Below are 18994 nucleotides of genomic sequence, written 5' to 3' on the forward strand. Positions count from 1 at the left end.
CTTGACGTACGAACCATCTCCCCCTTGAATGAGGCACGTCACACTCCGCGTGCGAGGCCGACACCCGCGGCGGGGGTGACTCGCTGCGGACCGTCCGGCTCACGTGGCACCACGACGCCCCGACGCGTCGTTCGAGCTCGCCCACCGACCCGGGCCCAGGAGGGCAGATGTCCGCACAGCCGGAAGACCAGGCCACGCCACCGGACCTCGAGTTCGGACTCTTCGACTGGCTCGACGCCCACCCCGCGATGACGCCGGCCGAGGTCTACGACGCCCGGCTGCGGGTGCTCGCCGAGGCCGACCGGAGCGGGTTCTCCACCTATCACATCGCCGAACACCACGGCACGCCGCTGGGCCTGGCGCCGTCCCCGTCGGTGTTCATCGCCGCCGCGGCCCGCGAGACCGAGCGCATCCGGCTGGCGCCGACCACCTTCATCGTCCCGCTGTACGACCCGCTGCGGCTGGTGCAGGAGATCTGCATGCTCGACCAGCTCAGCCACGGCCGGCTGGACGTCGGCGTGGGCAAGGGGTCCTCTCCCATCGAGGCGGCCATGTACGGCCTGACGCCGCCAGAGACCGCCGAGCGCTTCGAGGAGCTGTTCCCGGCCATCGTCGAGGCGATGGAGACCGGACGGTTCCGCCGGCCGGGGGTGGAGGGCCCCGCGGGCGAGGAGGTCCCGCTGCACGTGCCGGTGTACCAGCGCCCGCACCCGCCGCTGTGGTACCCGTCCTCCAACGCCGCCTCGATCCCGCGGCTGGGCGACGAGGGGTACAACGTCCTGTTCGGGTTCGGCTTCGCCTCCCCGCCCTTGGCGGTGGTACGCGAGCAGAGCCGGGTCTTCTTCGCCTGCTTCCGGGAGTCCGCGGCGCGCGGCGGAGTCCGCTACAGCCTGCCGGGCCGGACGCCGCGCTTCGGCATGCTGCGGCACGTCCTGGTCGCCCCGACCGATGAGGAAGCCGTCGGGATCGCCCGGCCCGCCTTCGACGCCCACTACGAGAGCTTCACCCACCTCTGGCGCCTTCACGGCAGCGACCGCTTCACCGGCCCGCTGGACTTCGACCGGCTGGTGGCCGAGCGGAAGCTGTTCGTCGGGTCGCCGCAGACCGTCGCCGCCCAGGTCGCCGAGGCGGTGACCGTCGGGGAGATCAACTACCTCGCCGGGGCCTTCGCGTGGGGCTCCCTGCAGGTCGACACGGTGCTGTCCTCGGTGCGGCTGTTCCGCGACGAGGTCGTCCCCGCCGTCCTGGCCGAGACCGCCCATCGGGCTGCACCCGAGCCGATCCGCTGAGACCGCACCGTCCCCGAACCTGCGTCATGCGATCCCCCACCGTCGAGAGGCCCTCCATGTCCCGCCTGCGCGTGACCGTCCTGCTGTCCTGTTCGGTGCTGCTCGCCGCCTGCGGCGGGGGTGAGGACGGCGCGGCGGCCGGCGCCGGCTCGAGCGACGCGCCCCGTCAGGTGACCGTCGGGGTCGTCCCGATCGCCGACGTCGCCCCCCTGTACCTCGGCGTCGCGGAGGGCTTCTTCTCCGAACGCGGCCTGGACGTCGAGGTGGTCACCGGGCAGGGCGGCGCGGCTCTCATCCCCGCCGTGGTCAGCGGGGAGCAGGACTTCGCGTTCAGCAACACGCTGTCGCTGATGGTCGCGCAGGAGGCCGGCCTCCCGATCCAGGTGATCGCGCCCGGCAACTCCTCGACCGGCGATCCCGCCGACGACTTCGGCTGCGTCATCGTCCCGCCGGACAGCCCCCTGCAGTCCGTCGCCGACCTGGCCGGCAAGCGGGTCAGCACCAACACGCTGGGCAACATCAACGTCGCGGTCATCCGCGACGTGGTCGACCGCGCCGGCGCCGACTCCTCGACGATCGAGTTCCTCGAGATCGCGCACCCCGACGTCCCGCAGGCCATCGCCACCGGTCAGGTGGATGCGGCCACCTCGGTGGAGCCGTTCAAGACGATCGCGATCCAGCAGGGCGCCCGCTGCCTGTCGAACGTGTTCGCCGAGGCCCAGGAGGACCCGCTGCTCATCGGCGGGTACTTCGCCGCGTCCGAGACCGTGCAGTCCGACCCGGAACTGGTGGACGCCTTCGTGGAGGGCCTGCAGGAGTCCTTCGCGTACGCCACGGAGAACCCCGACGAGGCGCGCGGGATCCTGGGCGACTACACCGAGCTCAGCCCGGAACTCGCCGAAACGATCACCCTGGCCGCCTGGCCGCAGGAACTGGAGCGCGGGTCCTTCGAGTACATGTCCGAGGTCGGCGCCCGTTACGGGATCCTCGAGGGCCCGGCCGACCTCGACGCGCTGCTCCCCCAGGGCTGAGAGGCGTCGACGATGGACACGTTCGGGAGCGGGCAGGGCAGTGTCGAGCCGGGAACGGTCGTCCTGGTGACCGGTGGCGCGCACGGCATCGGAGCGGCGGTGAGCCGGTACCTGGCGGCACAGGGAGCGGCGGTCGTCGCGGCGGACGTCGCGGAGGCGGCCTGGGACGCCGGTGGCCTGGACGTCACCCACGTCCGGGCCGACGTGAGCGACGAGGCCTCCTGGGATCGGCTGGTGAGCACGACGCTGGAGCGGCACGGCCGGATCGACGCCCTGGTCAACAACGCGGCGATCTACCAGGGGCTGGGCGCCAAGCGCCCGTTCACCGACATCACCGTCGACGAGTGGGAGCGCGTGATGGCGGTCAACACCCGAGGGGTGTGGCTCGGCATGCGCGCCGTCCACCCGGCCATGAAGGAGCAGGGCCACGGCCGGGTGGTGAACATCGCGTCGTCCACGGTGCACATGGGCGTGCCGTTCTTCGCCCACTACACCGCCTCCAAGGGCGCGGTCATCGCGCTCACCCGCAGCGTGGCCCGCGAGGTCGGCGCCGACGGCATCACCGTCAACGCGATCGCCCCGGGGTTGGTCGAGACCGAGGCGACGCGATCGCTGAACGACGCCGACTACCTGTCGGTCGCCGCGAGCCGGCGGGCGGTGCCCCGCCCGATGGAGGCCGACGACCTGTGCCCCGCCATCTCCTTCCTGTGCTCCCGGAGCAGCGGGTTCATCACCGGCCAGACCCTGATCGTGGACGGCGGCGTCGCGTTCAGCTGACGCTGGGAACCAGCCGAAGGACGAGCGAGGAGCGACACGACCAGTTCGCCGTCGTGGGCCCCTCCGTCAGCGACCAGGTCGAGGTGACCCCGAGTCGGTTCATCCGCTCACCGCCCGAGATACCGGCCGGTGACGCTGTCCGGGTGTGCAGCCAGGGCGCCGGGCGGCCCGGTGACGACGACGGTGCCGCCGCGGGGCCCGGCGCCGGGCCCCAGCTCGACGACGTGGTCCGCCGCACCGACCACCGCAAGGTCGTGGCTGGCCGCCACCACCGTGGCCCCCCGGTCGACCAGACGGTGCAGGTGCGTCACCAGCATCTCGACGTCGGCCGGGTGCAGGCCGGTGGTCGGCTCGTCGAGCAGGTAGACCGTCTCCGGGCCGCCGCCGCGCCGCGGCCGGGCGAGCTCGGTGGCGGTCTTCAGCCGCTGCGCCTCGCCGCCGGAGAGCTCGGTCGCCGGCTGCCCGAGCCGCAGGTAGTGCAGACCGACGTGCTGGAGCGCCGCGAGAGGGCCGGCGACCGCGGGCACGGCGGAGAAGAACCCGGCGGCCTCCTCCACCGTGAGGTCGAGGACCTCCGCGATCGTCGCTCCCCGGTAGGTCACCTCCAGCGTCTCCGGGTTGTACCGGTCCCCGTCGCACGAGGCGCAGCGCGCGTAGAGCGACGGCAGGAAGAGCAGCTCGACGCTGACGTACCCCTCCCCCTCGCAGTCGGGGCACCGGCCGGCGGGCCGGTTGAAGGAGAACCGACCGGCGTCGTACCCCCGGCGGCGCGCCTCGGCGGTCCCGGCGAACAGCGCGCGCACGGCGTCGAACAGGCCGGTGTAGGTGGCCAGGTTGGACCGCGGGGTCCGCCCGATCGGGGTCTGGTCCAGCCGGACGACACGCCACCCGCCGCCCTCGGCGGCGGCCGCCACCTCGTCGAGCAGACTGCTCTTCCCCGAGCCCGACACCCCGGTGACGACCGTCAGCACCCGGCGCGGCAGGTCGACGTCGATGCCCCGCAGGTTGTGGCGGGACAGGCCCCGCAGCGTCACGTGCCCGTCGGGGGTGCGCGCCCGCCGCGGCGTCCCCGGGGCTCGCCCGAACAGGTACCGGCGGGTGACCGACGCGGCGACGCCGGCCAGCTCCGCCACCGGCCCGCTGTGCAGCACCCGGCCCCCGGCGCCCCCGGCGCCGGGCCCGACGTCGACCAGCCACTCGGCCTGCCCCACCACGGCCATGTCGTGCTCGACGACGAACACCGAGTTGCCCGCCGTCCGCAGTCGCCGGAGCACGTCGACGACGGCGGCGGTGTCGGCCGGGTGCAGTCCCGCGGAGGGCTCGTCGAACACGTAGACGACGCCGAACAGGCCGGCCCGGACCGTCGCGGCCAGCCGCAGCCGCTGGAGTTCCCCGGCCGACAGCGTGGGCACCGGCCGGGCCATCGTCAGGTGCCCCAGACCGAGCCCGGTCAGCGTCTCGATGCGCTCCACCAGGTCCTCGACCAGACCCTTGGCGACCGGGGTGGCGAGGCCGGCGCCGGTCAGCAGCGCGGCCAGCTCGTCGAGCGGCAGCGCCGTCATCTCGTCGATGGCGTACCCGCCCACGGTGACCGCCAGGGCCTCCTGCCGCAGCCGCCGGCCGGCGCACGCGGGACAGTCCACCGTCTCGACGAACTGCAGCGCCCGTCGCCGCAGCGCCTCGCTCTTCGTCGTCGCGATCGTGTGCAGCACGTACCGGCGGGCGCTCGTGTACGTGCCCGCGTAGGGACCTTGCACCGTCGTCGCGTCGCGGACCGGGGTCACCGTGACCACCGGCTGCTCGTCGGTGAACAGGATCCAGTCCCGCTCCTCCTGCGGCAGCTCCTGCCAGGGGCGGTCCACGTCGTGCCCCAGGGCGCCGAGGATGTCGCGGAGGTTCTTGCCGTGCCAGGCACCCGGCCAGGCCGCGATCGCCTTCTGCCGGATGCTCAGCGACGGGTCGGGGACCAACGTCTCCTCGGTGGTCCGGTAGGTGCGGCCCAGCCCCGAGCAGGCCGGGCAGGCGCCCGCGTGCGTGTTCGGCGAGAACGCCTCCGAGTCCAGCGGCGGCGTGCCCTCCACCGCCGTGCCGGCGCGCGAGAAGAGCAACCGCAGCGTGTTCGACAGCGTCGAGAGGCTCCCCACCGTGGAGCGGTCGCTGACCCCTCCGCCGCGCTGCTGGCGCAGCCCGACCGCCGGGGGCAGGCCGCCGACGTCGTCCACATCGGGGGCCGCCATCTGGGTGATCAGCCGGCGCGCGTGCGGGGCGAGCACCTCCAGGTACCGGCGCTGCGCCTCGGCGAACACCGTGCCGAAGGCCAGGGACGACTTCCCCGACCCGGAGACGCCGGTGAACGCGACCAGCGCGCCGCGCGGGACGTCGACGTCGACGTCGCGCAGGTTGTGCACGCGGGCACCGCGCACCCGCACGAACCCGCCACTGGGATCGGTCTCCGGGGCCGACGGCTCAGCCACCGGTGGAGGACATCTGATTGAGGGCCGGCACTGGTCTGGCGTCCTCGGCGAGCGCGCCGCGCGGTTCGGAGTGCCGGTCAGCACGGTCCGCCCGGCGCCCGGCGACCAGGCGCGCCGGCTCGGCGTCGGTGGCGCCATGCCACGGCAGGCCCACCGCGGTCACGGGGCGGTGGGCGGCGGGGCGTCCTCGGCCTTGCGGACCTCCACGAGGTTGTCCGAGTACACCCCCGCGTTGCCCAGCATGTTGTGCCGGTCGGCGGTGATGGAGTTGACCGTGCTGCCGGAACTCTTGCTCTGCCAGTGGCCGACGTTGGCCATGACCACCCCGGGCATCAGCGTGTCCTCGATGACGGCGGGGCCGGTGAAGCTGCCGCGGTCGTTGAACACCCGCACCGTCTCCCCGCCGACGATGCCACGGTCGGCGGCGTCGGCCGGGTGGATGAACACGCGCTGCTCGCCCTGCACGGCCTGCTTGTCCGAGGCGTTGGCGTACTGACTGTTGAGGAAGGCGTGCGGCTTGGGCGAGACGATGTTGAGCGGGTACCGCTCGGCCAGCTCCGGGTCGGACTCCGGCGACTCGAAGGGCGGCACGTAGTCCGGCAGCGGGTCGACGTAGCCGCCGGGCTGCATGGCCTCGTACATCGACCGCCACACCGGGACGACGAAGTTGCCGCCCTCGGCGAGGCTCGACCGGAACTCGCACCTGCCCGACGGGGTCGGGAAGTTGCCCTCGGCGTGCGGCGCCCGCTCGCCCGGCAGGCCGACGTTGAGGCGGGCCCAGCCGGTCTGCTTGAGCGTCTCGAGCGTGATGCCCTTCAGCGCCGGGGCGTCCCAGTCGTGGAAGTCGACGAGCATCTCCTCGTCGGTGCGCTTCCAGTAGTCCTCGTCGAACCCCATCGTCGCGGCCAGCCGCCGGAACAGCTCGACGTTGGGCACGCACTCGCCGGGTGGGGCGATGGCCGGCTGGTTGAGCGAGATGTAGAGGTGCCCCCAGGTGACCATGATGTCGAGCTGCTCGGCCTGCATGGTCGCGGGCAGCACGAGGTCCGCGAAGCGCGCGGTGTCGGTGATGAAGTGGTCGCTGACCACCGTGAAGAGGTCCTCCCGCATCAGCCCCTGCATCGTCTTCGTCTGCGCCGGACCCTGCGAGACCGGGTTGGAGTTGTAGACGAACAACGACTTGATCGGCGGGTCCAACGCCATCTCGCCGGTCAACGCCATGCCCAGGTCGAGCTCGTTGACCACCCGGGTGCCCTCGGGGATCCACTGCGGCATGCAGATCCGGTCGAACAGCGTGGGGAACTCCCAGATCGGCATCTCCATCGTGCCACCGCCGACGTGCCGCCAGGCCCCGACCAGCGCGGGGAGGCAGGTGATGGCCCGGATGGCCTGGCCGCCACCACGGCTGCGCTCGATCGCCACCCCCTGGCGGATCGCCGCCGGCTGGCTGGTCGCGTACTCGCGGGCCAGCGTGCGGATGTCCTCGGCGGGGATGCCGGTGATCTCCGCGACCCGCTCCGGCGGATAGCTCGCCGCGCGCTCGGCCAGTTCGTCGTAGCCCAGCGTGTACCGCTCGACGTAGTCCGTGTCGGTCAGCCCCTGCGCGATGATCTCGTGGATCAGCCCCATGGCGAGGGCGCCGTCCGTCCCGGGCCGGATGGGGATGTGCCAGTCGGCCTGGTTCGCCGTGCGGGTGCGGACCGGGTCGATGACGACGATCTTGGCGCCGTTCTCCTTCCGCGCCTGCAGGATGAACGGCCAGCCGTGGATGTTCGTGCTGGTCATGTTCATGCCCCACACGACGATGTACTTCGCGTGCACCATCGACTCCACGTCGAGGCCGCCGGTGCCCCCCACCGTCATGTGCCAGGCGGTCGAGGAACCCGACTCGCAGTACGTCTTCTCCGCGACCGTCGACCCGAGCCGGTTGAAGAACGCGTCGCCGGAGGTCAGGCCGTTGAGCACGCCCTGGTGCCCGAGGTAGGCGTGCGGCATGATCGCCTGGCTGCCGTACTCGTCGATGATCGCCGTCCAGCGCTGCTTGATCTCGGCGAGCGCCTCGTCCCAGGTGATCGGCTCGAACGCGCCGGCGCCCTTCGGGCCCACCCGGCGCATGGGGTGCGTCAGCCGGTCGGCCTGGTAGTGGTGCTCGGGGAAGTTCTTGAGCTTGACGCAGAGGCGCCCCTTGGTCATCGGGTGGTCGGGGTCGCCCTGGACGTCGACGAGCCGGCCGTCCTCGACGGTGTAGAGCATGGCGCAGGTGTCCGGGCAGTCGTGCGGGCACGCGCCGCGGACGATCGTCAGTTCCTTGCCGCGCAGTCCGGCGTCGGGTGCGAGCGTCATCGGGAGGACCTCCACGGAGGAGACGGGTTGGGCGACCACCGGCCCGTGCCAAGGCGGGTCCGAGGTCGTCAGTCCAGCGGATCCGGCGTTTCAGAGGTGTGTCGGAGGAATGAAGATGTGCGTGCGCCGGGACGATGGCCATGGACCTCCCTTTCCGCGGCAGTCGAAGGTACGGGGATGAATCGAAAATCGCCGCGGCGGCGCCGTTTCGAGAACATGTCGTTGCAGCTCAGGGCGCTGGCCGCCGGCCGGCCTCGGCATCTCGACGGTTCACCCGGCGACCGGACAATGGCACCCTGACGGCTGTTGCACCGGGCGTCCCGGCCATTTCGGCCGGCGTTCCTCCCCGGTGTGTACCGCTCGGTCCCCGACCCGCAGGAGCACCGGATGCCCACGCCCCCGCAGGCCCTCGACTACGCGCGTTCGGCCGTCTCCGCCGACAACCACGAGCCCTTCACGGCCGGCGGCGATCCCGCCCCACCAGCACGGTCACCGAGCCGTTCGAAGGACTCCGCGTCACCAGGCGCTGACGCCGTCTGCGGGGACGGCGAGTGACCGCCACCCAGCCACGGGCCGTCGACGACCACCCCTCCTGCAGCTGCGCCGCACCGCAGGCCACCACGCCGGCCGCTGTTCCGGCCGATCCGGTGGCCGCGGCGTTCAGCGCCTGGATGGGCACGTGCCTGTCCGCGGGCTGGCATCCCGCGCCCAGGGGCGAGACGGTGCCGGTGGGCGCCGCCCGCGGCCGCGTCACCTCCGCCGAGCTGCGTGCCCGGCACCCGGTGCCCGCCTACCGGGCCGCGGCCATGGACGGCATCGCGGTGACGAGCGGCCCCGACCCGCGCGAGGGGCCGGTCGAGCTGGCCCCGGGCGAGTTCGACCGGGTCGACACCGGCGACCCGGTGCCGGACGGCCGCGACGCGGTCGTGGTGCGCGAACAGGTCGCCTTCCTGCCCGGCGGGAGTGCGGTGGTGACCGACCCGTGGCCCTCCCCCGGCCGGCACGTGCGGCGGATCGGCGAGGACGTCGAGTCCGAGGCCGTCGTGCTCCCCGGCGGGCACCGCATCCGGCCCGTCGACGCGGCGGCGCTCGCGGCGGTCGGGCACACCACCGTGAGCGTGCGCCGCCGCCCGGTCGTGGCGATCGTGCCGACCGGCGACGAGATCCGGCCGATCGGCTCTCCGCTGCGCCCCGGCGAGATCCTCGACACCAACTCGCTGATGCTCGCCGGCCTGGCCGAGGACGCCGGCTGCGCGGCACTGGCCCTGCCGGTCGTCCCGGACGATCCCGACCGGATCACCGCGGCCCTGGCCCACGCCGCGGAACGCGCCGACCTGGTCCTGGTGATCGCCGGCTCCAGCGCCGGACGCGACGACCACACCGGTTCAGTGCTCGACCGGCTGGGCCGGGTCGCGGTGCGCGGCGTCGCGATGCGGCCCGGACACCCGGTCCTCCTCGGGGTGCTGGAGTGCGAGCGGATCGTGCCCGTCGTCGGCGTGCCGGGGTATCCCGGATCGGCCGAGCGCGCCTTCGCCTGCTTCGTGCGGCCGTTGCTGGACCGGCTCCTGGGTCGCGAGTGCGATCCGGTCATGGAGCGCGGGATCCCCGCCCGGCTGGCCGTCGCGCTCCGGTCACCGGAGCCCGTCGAGGACCACGTCCGCGTCCGGCTCGCCCGCATCCCCCACCCGCGGACCGCCGAGGAGCGGCTGGTCGCCGTCCCCCTGCCCCGCGGCGCCGGCGCGCTGACCACGCTCGTGCAGGCGGAAGCGGTGCTGCGAGTCCCCGCCGGCACCGGAGAGCTCCCCGCCGGGGCCGCCGTCCTGGCGGTGCCCGTCGCCGGCGCCCCGTGCGCGCCGGACACCGTCGTCGTTCGGGGACGACGATCGGCCGCAATCGAGGCCCTGCTGGACGTGCGTACCGCGGAGCTGCCGGCCGGGGCCGTGACCTGGGCGGCGTGTGACGAGGCCGACGCCGTCGACGCCCTGGCCGACGGGCTCTGCCATGCCGCCGCGCTGGCCCTCCCGCTGCGGCAGGGCCAGCCGGACGAGGGCGCCACCGCCGGCCACGCGCGGCGGCTGGGCCCGGTCACCGTCCTCGAAGTCGCGCGCACCGCCGACCTCGTCGAGGTGCTGGTCGTTCCTGCGGCCTCCGCCTCGTGCCGGCCGGTCGAGGGGCTCCGCGCCGCCCTGGACTCGACGACGTTCCGGCGCCGGCGCGACCGCGCGGTCGCTGCGGACGGCCCGCCGTGTGCTCCACGTTGACCTCGTTCGACGATGTCCGACACCTCATCCTCGCCACCACCTGCCGGGGCTGTTGGACCTGCCGGCTCTCTCCACCAAGAACCGCTCGCGGATGGCGGGCGTCAGAGGTACCGACTGGACGCGGTTGCCGGCCACGGCGCGGACCGCCTCGACCGGCACCGCGATCCGGCTCACCGGGCTGCGCCTCCCCCGTGGCCGGGCGCCTCGGCCCACGCCTCTGGAGCGGGCAATGCCGACGCCAACCGGCTACTGCGCCGCCACTACGCAACCCAGGAGACGCCACATCCACGTGCGGCTGGAGTACTGGGACGGCATGACCGCCGATGCGCGGGACCGAGCGGGGCGACGGTCGTCGACGCGCGCCTCGAGGAACCGAATGGCTTGTGGGGACCGCCCAGTTTCGGGCTGCGCGCCGGTGGCCCCAGGTCGGCGCTGCAGGCGTTCAGAGGGAGCTCGACGCCCCCGCGGACCAGCGCAGGATCGCTGCGCGGCCGTAGCACCTCCGTCATGCAAGGAGCCGACGCTGGGCTTGCATGACGGCAAGCCGGTACGTGACCGGCACCCACGTCGCGTCGGTCGAGAGCGACCCGCTCCGGGACGGCCGGGACCTGCGCCGCGCGGTGCCGTTGGTCCACGCGGTCGCCCCGGCCCGTCGTCGACGGGCTCGCCGCGTCGGGCTGCGGCGTCCTGGTCACCGCGGTCGCCGACATGGACTGGCTCGACGTCCGGCCGTCTCCCGGTGCGCGGAGTGCCAGCTATCGCCAGGCGGGCCTGACCCGCCGACGGAGACGAACAGGTGTCTCCATCGCGGCCCCCGACCTCAGCCGGGATCCAACGTCACCGCCGGGTTCGACCGGCGCGGGACCCCTCATCGCCGTCGGCCGGTCCCGACCCGGGCTCACCTGCGTCCTGCAGCTCCGCGCAGGTCGTCGTCGTGTCCCAGCGTGCCCGCACCGGCCGTCGAGGCACTTCCACCGGTGCTGCGCGGCAGGTGCCCGGCCGACCTCAGTCTCGTGGTCCGGGTCGAGGTGCACACCCTCAACGGGCAGCGTCCACGTGCTGCCGTCGGCGGTCGCGAGTGTCGGCGTCGATCCGGAACGGCGCGTGCTACACCGGGCCGGGGATGCGGCACGCAGCTCGCTGTATCCGTGCTGCGTGGCTCGTACTCGTGGCCACCGGGCTGCGCAGCAGCGAGGCTGCAGCCCCCGTGCGGGGGGCAACCAGCGGAAGGCGCCTCGAGGGGCGCCCCCGCCCGACCCGGCCATCGTGGCGCGCCCGCCGCCCACGGACGTCGGTGGTTCCGATCATGCGTGATCGTCGGACGAGGGTGCCAGTCTGGCCGAACGGCACGCCGTCCAACCGGTGTCCCGGAATACCGTTCTGGGCACGGGGCACCCGGGGCATCCGGACCCGTCCAGATGGCCGCGCCTGCAACCTCCCCGTTGTGATCGACGCCCCGGGAGCACATGGCCCCGCGGACGGAGCCACTTGACCCATGCGACCTCTGGCGGAACGGTTTGCTGGTCACGCGCGACTGCGGGAGACGCCAACATGCGGACACGATTCACGGCCCTGGTCGGCTGTTCGGTTCCCATACAGCAGGCACCCATGGGGGCGCTGTCATCGTCGGACCTGGCGGTCGCGGTCGCGGATGCCGGAGGTGTCGGCACCGTCTCCGCGCTGGGGGTGCCCACCGAGACCCTCATCCGCCGCTTGGACGACATGCGGCGTCGCACGAAGGGCGTGCTGTCGGTCAACATCCTCCTCGAGGACACCGACGAGGACGCCGTCATCGCCGCCGCAGAGCGGGTGCGGGTGGTCGACTTCTTCTGGTTCCACCCCTCGCCGCGACTGGTAGAACTCGTTCACCGGGTGGGGGCCCTGGTGAGCTGGCAGGTCGGGTCCGCGGAGGAAGCGCGCGCCGCGGCGGATGCCGGCTGCGACCTGGTCATCGCACAGGGCTGCGAAGCCGGCGGCCACGTCCGAGGCGACCGGCCGCTACGGCCCCTGCTGCGGGAAGTCCTCGACGCGGTGGCGATCCCGGTGCTCGCTGCCGGCGGCGTCGCTGACGCCCGCACCTTCGCAGCGGTGATGGCCGCCGGAGCGGACGGAGCGAGGATCGGCACGCGGTTCGTCACGGCGACCGAATCCGCTGCGCACCCCGCGTACAAGCAGGCACTCGTCGATGCTGCCGGCGACTGCACCGTCATCAGCGACGCGTTCCCCCGTGACTGCCCCCTGTGCGTCTCCCGCCCACGGCACAGGGTCCTGCGCAGCGCGGTCGAACGAGCCGCGTCATCGGACTCCGACGTGGTCGGAACGGTGACGATGGGCGGCCGGCAGGTGCCGCTGCCGCGCGGCGCCGGCCTGCCACCCGTCACTGCCGTCGACGGGGACGTGGCGGCCATGGCGCTGTACGCGGGAGCGGGCGTCGGCTCGGTCACCGCCGTCCGGCCGGCAGCAGACGTGATCAGCGACCTGATGACCGTCTGTCTCCAGCGACGTGACCGCAACCCGCTCCGCGCACCGTCGTGAGATCCAGCCGGGCTTCAGCTCCCCACCATCGGCCGGCCTGCGCGGCCTCTGACCGTCATCCGCCGGCACCCATCACCCCGTCGTGTGCCTCCTCGCGCCGCCGTCGGCGCCACCTTCGAGCAGCTGGGTCACGGGGATCGACGTCCCCACGTGCCGTATGGCACCTCGGACACAGGCCACGGCCACCACCGGAAATGAGCCGGTGGAGGCAGAGGTGCCGATCGGCGCCCTGTTGTATGCCCGTGAGTGCCCTCTCTGCGTCTCCCGGCCACCGCACAGGATCCTGCGCAGCGCCGTCGATTCGGCCAGACCTGCCGTGGCGATTGCGTCCGCAGCGGCCGATGGGCTGAGCACACCGTCCCCGGCCAGGGCGGATGCGAACGTCTTGGCGCTGCCTGTCGGCGTGCACGGCGCACGAGGTCGCGCAGTCGGGGACGTGCCTGGTGGGCTCTTGCGACCCGTCTCACCCCGACATACGCGTGTGCGGAGCTGCCGTTCCCTCCTCGGACACCAGGTGAGTCCGGGACTGCTGCAGCTTCGGTTGACGGCGGTTGGGACTGATCATGCCGCGATGGCAGCCTGAGCGGTGAAGGCGAGTTCGAACTCGACCGGAGTGAGCTTGCCCAGGGCGCGCTGCCGTCGGCGGCGGTTGTAGGTGTGCTCGGTCCAGAACACGATCGCCTGGTGCAGCTCGTCTCGGGTGCGCCAGCGCCGGCGGTCCAGGACGTTCTTCTGCAGCAGGGCGTGCCAGGACTCCATCGCGGCGTTGTCGCCCGCGGAGGCGACCCGGCCCATTGATCCCTGCAGACCCGCGGCGGTCAGGACGGCCCGGAAGGATCTTGCTCGGAACTGGGATCCGCGGTCGCTGTGGACGACCACCACGCCGCCCGGTTGGCGCCGGGCCACGGCTGTGCGCAGGGCGGTGACGGCCAGCTGCGCGGTCATCCGCTCGTCGATCGCGTAGCCGACGATGCGGTTGCTGAACAGGTCCTTGATCGCGCAGCAGTACAGCTTGCCCTCGGCGGTTGGGTGCTCGGTGATGTCGGTGACCCAGACCTGATCGGGGCGCTGGGCGGTGAAGTTCCGCTGCACGTGGTCGTCGTGCACCGCCGGGCCAGGCGTCTTGCCCGCGCCTCGCCGCCCCTTGCGCACGGTCGTCGACCAGAGCTTCTGCTGGGAGCACAGCCGCCAGATGCGCCGCTCCCCGGCGAGGTGGCCGGCGCGCCCGAGCTCGTCGGCGAGGAACCGGTAGCCGAACTCCGGGTCATCGCCGTGCGCGTCGATGAGCGCGTTGGTGACATAGGCGTCCTCGAGGTCGCGCCGGCTCACCGGAGCCGAGAGCCAGGCGTAGTAGGCCTGGGTCGAGTGGCCCAGCACCCCGCAGGTCAGCCGCACCGGGATGCCCTCGGCGGCCAGGTCACGGACCAGCGGATAGCTCATTTTGGGAGACTGCCGGCCGCGAAGTAGGCCGCCGCCCGGCGCAGGATCTCGTTCTCCATCTCCAGCCGCCGCATCTGGCGGCGCAGCTGCACCAGCTCGTTCTGCTCGGCGCTGGTCTGACCGTCGATGACGCCGTCATCGATGTCGGCCTGGCGCACCCAGCGGCGCACCGACTCGACCGAGAGGTCGAAGTCGGCAGCGACCTCGGCCTGGCTCAGGTCACCGCGGCGGGCGACCCGGACGACGTCACGCTTGAACTCCGGCGGGAACTTCTTGGGCACAGCGACATCCTCTCCGCGGAACAAAATCCCGCAGAACGAGTGTCAACTGAAGGCGCAGCAGTCCCCGATCCCCCTCGGCCGGCTGCGCCCGTCGGATGTCGAAGCGCTCATCGTCACCAAGCGGGAGGCCGGCCTGGCGGCGTCGACGATCCGGACCATCTACACCGTCCTGCGGTCCGCGCTGGACATCGCCTCCCGCGACGGGCTGATCCGCAGCAACCCCGCGGCGGCCGTGAAGCGCCCCGGCGTCGAACGCAGGGACGCGCCCCACCTGACCGTGGAGCAGGCCCAGGGACTCCTCGAGGCGATTCGGGGCGACCGGCTGGAGAGCCTGTTCCGGGTGCTGCTGGCCACCGGGCTGCGCCGCGGGGAGGCGCTGGCCCTGCACTGGTCGGACGTCGACCTCGATGCCGCGCTGCTGCGGGTGCGCTGGACCCTCGCCCGGACCTCCCGGGGGCTGCGGCTCGACGAGCCCAAGACCGACAGGTCCCGCCGGACCGTGCCCCTGCCCCGGTCGGCGGTCGAGGCGCTCCGCACACAGCGGACCCGGCAGCGGGAGGAACAGCTCGCCGCCGCGGGTGCCTGGCAGGAGCACGGCCTGGTGTTCACCACCGAGATCGGCACACCGCTCGAGCCCCGCAACGTCCTGCGGCGCTTCGAAGTCCTTGCGCAGCGGGCCGGCCTCCGCGGCGTCACCCTGCACACCCTGCGGCACTCCGCCGCCAGCTTCCTGCTCGCCGCCGGCACCCACACCAAGGTCGTCCAGGAGCACCTCGGCCACTCGTCCTACGCCATCACCGCCGACATCTACAGCCACGTGGGCCCGGCGCAGCAGCGGGAGGCGGCCGAGCGGCTCGACCAGGCGCTCCGGTGGTGACCGTGTTGCTGCACTTCGGCCGCGTTGCTGTACGCGTTGCTGTAGTCATGCAAGAGGCGGGCCGGCCTTCACGGCCGACCCGCCTCTGACCTGCGATTTCACTGTCGGGCTGACAGGATTTGAACCTGCGACCCCTTGACCCCCAGTCAAGTGCGCTACCAAGCTGCGCTACAGCCCGAGCGCCGGGCGGCTCGCACCGCCCGATCGCTGCAGGAAGAGGTTACCGCACCGCCCGCGCGCTCCTGACCGGTGGTCAGCCGCGCGCCGGCACGGGGCTGTCCGCGGCCGCGAGCACCTGGCGCAGGGTCGCCGCGAAGGCCTCCGGCTCGCCGGTCTGGCCGTACTCCCCGCCGAGGAAGCCACCGTGGTCGCCGGGGAACGCGACCGTCGTCGTCCCCAGGCGCTCGGCCAGGGCCACCGCGGCCCGGTGCGCCAGCTGGCCCTCGGACCCGGCGCCGGCGGCCACCACGATGCGGGTCGACGCCGCGCGCAGCGCGGCCACGTCGTGCTGGTGGTGGGTGCAGGACACGACGTTCTGCCCGACGAGCGGGTCGTCCCGGGAGCCGTCGTCCTCCGTGGGCAGCCCGAACGCGGCCGGGTCCGGCGCGCGCTGCTCGGTGAGGTCGGCGGGGACGGCGCCCCGCAGCGACACCAGCCGGATGAACTGGGCCATCGCCGGCCCGAACCCGCTGCGCTCGTAGGTCTCGTGCACGTGCCGGGAGGCGGCCAGCGCCGCCTCCCGGTCGGGCAGCAGCTGCGCGGCCGGGGGCTCGTGCGCCACGAGGGTGCGCACCTGCTCCGGGTGCCGGGCCACGAGCACCAGCGCGTTGACTGCTCCCCCGCTGGTGGCGAAGACGTCCACCGGCCCTGCGTCGAGAGCCGCGATCAGCCGGGACAGGTCGTCGGCGTGCTCGTCGGGCGTGGTCTCCCGCGCGCCGTCGGTGCGCGGGCTGCGCCCCGCGCCGCGTGGGTCGTAGGTGACGACCGTCCGGTCGGGGAAGTGCCCGGCCAAGGTGCCGAAGCCCTCGGCACCCATCGGTGACCCGATCAGCAGCAGCACCGGCTCCGGGCCCGGACCGGGCCGCACGTCGTAGGTGAGCACGGCACCCGGGGCCTCGAGGGTGTGCGTCTGCGCTGCGGTCATGAGCGGCCTCCGGACGGGGGTGGAGAGGACTGTCCACCCTCAGACCCCCGCCGGAGGCCGGACTCATCGTTCAGCTCTTCGACTTCTCCGTGCCCCGGCCCTCGCGCACCTTGACCGAGATCTCGATCGGCGTGCCGCCGAAGCCCCACCGCTCGCGCAGCTTGCGCTCCAGGAACCGGCGGTAGCCGGCCTCCAGGAAGCCGGTGGAGAACACGACGAACCGCGGCGGGCGGACGTCGGCCTGCGTCACGTACTTGATCTTCGGGGCGCGCCCGCCACGGGCCGGCGGCGGCGTCTCCTGGACCAGCGCCCGCACGTAGGTGTTGAGCTCCGCGGTCGGGATCCGGGACTCCCACGAGGCCAGCGCGTCGCGCAGGTGCTGGGCGAGCTTGCCCACCCCGCGGCCCGTGGCGGCGGAGATGTTCACCCGCGACGCCCACCTCACCCGCGCCAGGTCCCGCTCGATCTCCCGTTCCAGCTGGGCGTGGCGGTCCTCGTCGAGGGTGTCCCACTTGTTGAAGGCCAGCACCAGCGCCCGGCCGGACTCGATCACCTGGGTGATGACCCGCTGGTCCTGCTCGCTGATCACCTCGTCGGCGGCCAGCAGCACGACGGCGACCTCGGCGGCCTGGATGGCGGCCTCGGTGCGCAGGCTGGCGTAGTACTCCATGCCGCTGGCGGTGTTGACCTTGCGCCGCAGGCCCGCGGTGTCGACGAACCGCCACTCCTCGCCGCCCAGGGTGACGATGGAGTCGACCGGGTCGACGGTCGTGCCGGCGACGGAGTCCACGACCGAGCGCTCGTCCTTGGCCAGCCGGTTGAGCAGGCTGGACTTGCCCACGTTGGGCCGGCCGACCAGCGCCACCCGCCGCGGGCCGCCCTCCTCCAGCTGCTCGCGCGGCGCCTCGGGCAGCGCGTCCAGCACCAGGTCCAGCAGGTCGCCGCTGCCGCGCCCGTGCAACGCGCTGACCGGCTGCGGCTCGCCCAGGCCCAGCGACCACAACTCGGCGGCGTTGGCCTCGCTGCGCTCGTCGTCGACCTTGTTGGCCACCACGATGACCGGCCGGTCGCTGCGGCGCAGGATCCGCGCGGCGGCCAGGTCGGTGTCGGTGGCGCCCACGGAGCTGTCGACGACGAGGACGATGACGTCGGCGGTCTTCATCGCGTACTCGGCCTGCCGGCTGATCGAGGCGCCCAGACCGGCGGCCTTGGGGTCCCAGCCGCCGGTGTCGACGACGGTGAACCGCTTGCCGTTCCACAGCGCCTCGTAGGTGATGCGGTCGCGGGTCACGCCCGGGACGTCCTGCACCACCGCGGCGCGGCGGCCCAGGATGCGGTTGACCAGCGTCGACTTGCCCACGTTGGGGCGGCCGACGATCGCCACGACCGGCAGCGGCCCGCCGTTGCCCTCGCTCACGACCGCGCCCCCACGGCGGACCGCGCCAGTTCGACGACGCGGTCGACGACGCCCTCGCGGTCCAGGTCGGTGCTGTCCACGACCACCGCGTCGGCGGCCGGGCGCAGCGGGCTGTCGGCCCGGCTGCTGTCGTACTCGTCGCGGCGGCGCAGGTCGACCGCCAGGGCGGCCACCTCCTCCGGCGTCGTCAGCCCCAGCTGGGCCGCGCGGCGCTCGGCGCGGGCCTCCGGCGCGGCGGTGAGGTAGACCTTGAGCGTGGCGTCGGGCAGGACGACGGTGCCGATGTCGCGGCCCTCGACCACCACCGCGTCGGCCGCGGCCACCAGGGCCCGCTGCTGGTCGACCAGCCGGCGGCGCACCGCGGGCACCGCCGAGACCGCCGACACCGCGCGGGTCACCTCCGCGCCCCGGATCCGGACGGCGACGTCGACGCCGTCCACCTGCACCAGCTCGGTGTCCGCGGCCGTCCCGACCTCGATCCGGGCCTGCGCGACGACGGCGGCCACGGCCTCGGCGTCCTCCGGGTCGACGCCGGCGTCGAGGACGGCGACGGTCGCGGCGCGGTACATCGCCCCGGTGTCCAGGTAGGCCGCGCCCAGCCGGGTGGCCACCGCGCGGGCGACGCTGGACTTGCCCGTCCCCGACGGCCCGTCGAGGGTGATCTGCCCCCGGAAGTCGGCCGTCACTGGGCGATGTCCCGTCGCAGCGCCACGGCCCCGCGCAGGTACACGTGCTGGATCTCCGCCCGCGGGCGCTCGGTCTCCACGTGTGCCATCAGCCGCAGCACCCGCGGCAGCGCGTGCGGGACGCCGATCTCGCTGGCGCACATCAGCGGCACGTCACCGAACCCGAGCTCCCGCGCGGCCAGCGCCGGGAACTCCGAGACCAGGTCGGGGGTGGCGGTGAACAGGATGCTGATGACGTCGTCGTGCTGCAGCTGGTTGCGCTCCATGACCGTGCTGACCAGCTCGCGGGTCGCGTCGAGGACCAGCTCCCGGTCGTCGGCGTCCACCTGCGTCGCACCCCGGATGGCTCGGACGGCCACTACCACTCTCCTCGATCGATGCGGGGCACGGGTCGCCGTGCCCCTCGGTCGAGTCTAGGTATGCCGCGCCACCCGCCTCG

The 18994-nt window shown here is 73.3% G+C and carries 13 protein-coding genes and 1 tRNA gene; 6 read left to right on the forward strand and 8 right to left on the reverse strand.

The window, feature by feature from the left end; genetic code table 11:
- The first annotated feature begins 167 nt into the window (after nucleotides 1-167).
- The 3 genes from ACI79E_RS13775 to ACI79E_RS13785 are packed head-to-tail and all read left to right on the forward strand — an operon-like array spanning nucleotide 168 to nucleotide 3097.
- On the forward strand, nucleotides 168-1289 hold the full coding sequence (locus ACI79E_RS13775) for an LLM class flavin-dependent oxidoreductase (RefSeq protein ID WP_456933118.1): 1122 nt from the start codon (nucleotides 168-170) through the stop codon (nucleotides 1287-1289).
- Nucleotides 1290-1345: 56 nt separating this feature from the next.
- Nucleotides 1346-2320: an ABC transporter substrate-binding protein gene (locus ACI79E_RS13780; protein ID WP_456933119.1), complete on the forward strand. Its 975-nt coding sequence runs from the start codon at nucleotides 1346-1348 to the stop codon at nucleotides 2318-2320.
- Nucleotides 2321-2332: 12 nt separating this feature from the next.
- Entirely contained in the window at nucleotides 2333-3097 is a 765-nt protein-coding gene (locus tag ACI79E_RS13785) for an SDR family NAD(P)-dependent oxidoreductase (protein WP_456933120.1), read from the forward strand.
- A 107-nt stretch (nucleotides 3098-3204) separates the two neighbouring features.
- Here ACI79E_RS13785 and ACI79E_RS13790 read toward each other — a convergent pair whose 3' ends face one another.
- Nucleotides 3205-5571 (reverse strand): hypothetical protein, encoded by a 2367-nt coding sequence (locus ACI79E_RS13790; protein WP_456933121.1) that lies wholly within the window; start codon nucleotides 5569-5571, stop codon nucleotides 3205-3207.
- 159 nt (nucleotides 5572-5730) lie between these two features.
- Nucleotides 5731-7914: a molybdopterin-containing oxidoreductase family protein gene (locus ACI79E_RS13795; RefSeq protein WP_456933122.1), complete on the reverse strand. Its 2184-nt coding sequence runs from the start codon at nucleotides 7912-7914 to the stop codon at nucleotides 5731-5733.
- A gap of 551 nt (nucleotides 7915-8465) precedes the next feature.
- Here ACI79E_RS13795 and ACI79E_RS13800 point away from each other — a divergent pair.
- Complete coding sequence (locus tag ACI79E_RS13800) at nucleotides 8466-10175, forward strand: molybdopterin molybdotransferase MoeA (protein ID WP_456933123.1); 1710 nt, start codon at nucleotides 8466-8468, stop codon at nucleotides 10173-10175.
- Between the two features lie 1362 nt (nucleotides 10176-11537).
- Nucleotides 11538-12710, forward strand: coding sequence for an NAD(P)H-dependent flavin oxidoreductase (locus ACI79E_RS13805; RefSeq protein ID WP_456933124.1), 1173 nt, complete (start codon nucleotides 11538-11540; stop codon nucleotides 12708-12710).
- 561 nt (nucleotides 12711-13271) lie between these two features.
- Here the strand turns inward: ACI79E_RS13805 and ACI79E_RS13810 are convergent.
- Nucleotides 13272-14431 (reverse strand): IS3 family transposase gene (locus ACI79E_RS13810; protein ID WP_456933125.1). Its coding sequence is split into 2 segments (ribosomal slippage): nucleotides 13272-14164 and nucleotides 14164-14431, totalling 1161 coding nucleotides; the frame shifts between segments, so codons are not numbered across the junction.
- Here ACI79E_RS13810 and ACI79E_RS13815 point away from each other — a divergent pair.
- The gene (locus ACI79E_RS13815; protein ID WP_456933126.1) at nucleotides 14424-15308 is read left to right on the forward strand and encodes a tyrosine-type recombinase/integrase; all 885 of its coding nucleotides are present in this window, start codon (nucleotides 14424-14426) and stop codon (nucleotides 15306-15308) included. The genes ACI79E_RS13810 and ACI79E_RS13815 overlap by 8 nt on opposite strands.
- Nucleotides 15309-15412: 104 nt before the next feature.
- On the opposite strand, the gene ACI79E_RS13820 is transcribed toward ACI79E_RS13815, so the two are convergent.
- From ACI79E_RS13820 to aroH, 5 genes are all read right to left on the reverse strand, one after another.
- Nucleotides 15413-15486 (reverse strand) — tRNA-Pro (locus tag ACI79E_RS13820).
- A gap of 75 nt (nucleotides 15487-15561) precedes the next feature.
- The gene (locus ACI79E_RS13825) at nucleotides 15562-16452 is read right to left on the reverse strand and encodes an alpha/beta fold hydrolase (RefSeq protein WP_456933127.1); all 891 of its coding nucleotides are present in this window, start codon (nucleotides 16450-16452) and stop codon (nucleotides 15562-15564) included.
- A gap of 70 nt (nucleotides 16453-16522) precedes the next feature.
- Nucleotides 16523-17869, reverse strand: a complete 1347-nt coding sequence (gene der / locus ACI79E_RS13830) for a ribosome biogenesis GTPase Der (RefSeq protein WP_456933128.1) — start codon at nucleotides 17867-17869, stop codon at nucleotides 16523-16525.
- The gene (gene cmk, locus ACI79E_RS13835) at nucleotides 17866-18555 is read right to left on the reverse strand and encodes a (d)CMP kinase (protein WP_456933129.1); all 690 of its coding nucleotides are present in this window, start codon (nucleotides 18553-18555) and stop codon (nucleotides 17866-17868) included. Before cmk ends, der begins: the two co-directional genes overlap by 4 nt.
- On the reverse strand, nucleotides 18552-18914 hold the full coding sequence (gene aroH, locus ACI79E_RS13840) for a chorismate mutase (protein ID WP_456933130.1): 363 nt from the start codon (nucleotides 18912-18914) through the stop codon (nucleotides 18552-18554). The genes cmk and aroH overlap by 4 nt, the downstream gene beginning before the upstream one ends.
- Nucleotides 18915-18994 lie beyond the last annotated feature (80 nt).

The sequence above is a fragment of the Geodermatophilus sp. SYSU D00079 genome, assembly GCF_054050635.1.

Coding starts and splice junctions, on each gene's coding strand:
- ACI79E_RS13775 (WP_456933118.1), top strand. CDS start 168: ATGTCCGCACAGCCGGAAGACCAGGCCACGCCACCGGACCTCGAGTTC.
- ACI79E_RS13780 (WP_456933119.1), top strand. CDS start 1,346: ATGTCCCGCCTGCGCGTGACCGTCCTGCTGTCCTGTTCGGTGCTGCTC.
- ACI79E_RS13785 (WP_456933120.1), top strand. CDS start 2,333: ATGGACACGTTCGGGAGCGGGCAGGGCAGTGTCGAGCCGGGAACGGTC.
- ACI79E_RS13795 (WP_456933122.1), bottom strand. CDS start 7,914: ATGACGCTCGCACCCGACGCCGGACTGCGCGGCAAGGAACTGACGATC.
- ACI79E_RS13825 (WP_456933127.1), bottom strand. CDS start 16,452: ATGACCGCAGCGCAGACGCACACCCTCGAGGCCCCGGGTGCCGTGCTC.